The organism is Shinella sp. GW821-FHT10F02 (genome assembly GCF_058809275.1).
Genome location: NZ_JBXASL010000026.1, coordinates 1 through 903, shown reverse-complemented (window position 1 = coordinate 903; position 903 = coordinate 1). Strand labels below are relative to the sequence as shown.

The window sequence follows — 903 nt, the reverse complement described above, 5'->3', positions numbered from 1 at the left end:
CCTTTCACCGGGATTGGCGGTGTATTGCCGGTTGCGGTGGCGGATGAGAGGCCGCAGCACCTTTGGGCCTTGAAGCCCGCGGGAGAGCTCGGGCCATCATCCGCCGTTCCATCGAACCCGAACAGTCGCCAGGGCCGCCTGCATGTGCGAAGCCCGCTTAGGCAAGGATGGGATCAGATGGATGTGATTGTCGGTATCGATGTTTCCAAGGATCGGCTGGACGGACATGTGCTGCCAGCCGGGGAGAGCTTTTTCGTCGGCAACGACCATGGCGGGATCGACGCGCTGATCGTGCGGCTATCGCAGATGAAGGCCGATGTCGTGGCCTTGGAGGCGACCGGCGGCTACGAGATGCTTGCCGCTGCCGCGCTGTCTTCAGCCGGCTTTGCCGTTGTGGTGGTCAATCCGGCGCAGGTGCGCTCTTATGCCAATGCGCTTGGTCGGCGCGCCAAGACCGATCCGATCGATGCGGCGGTGATCGCCGCTTTCGTGGGCGCGACCAGGCCGCAGATCCGGCCCTTGCGCGATGAGGAGAGCCAAGCCTTTTCGGCCATTGTTTCGCGCCGCCGCCAGATCGTGCAGATGATCACGGCGGAGGAGAACCGGGCGCGGATGGCGCAGACGAAGGAAACGCACAAGAGCATCAGGCGGCTGCTTGCGGCGCTCCGGCGCGAACTCGAAAGCCTCGACGACGATCTCGACGGCCGTATCCGCACGTCGCCCCTGTGGCGGGTGCGTGCAGCGCTTTTGACATCCGTACCGGGTGTAGGACCGACCACGGCCCGCACGCTGATGGCCGAGATGCCGGAGCTCGGCACCCTCGACCGGCGTCAGATCGCCTCACTGGCGGGACTGGCTCCCTTCACGCGGCAATCGGGCAAGTGGCGCGGCAAGAGCTTCATC

At 65.2% G+C, this 903-nt stretch carries 1 protein-coding gene; it reads left to right on the top strand.

Annotated features, from left to right (window positions below; translation table 11 throughout):
- Positions 1-177: 177 nt before the first annotated feature.
- Positions 178-903: IS110 family RNA-guided transposase (locus tag AC1RWL_RS32175; RefSeq protein WP_493097560.1), on the top strand; the 726-nt coding region annotated here is incomplete at its 3' end.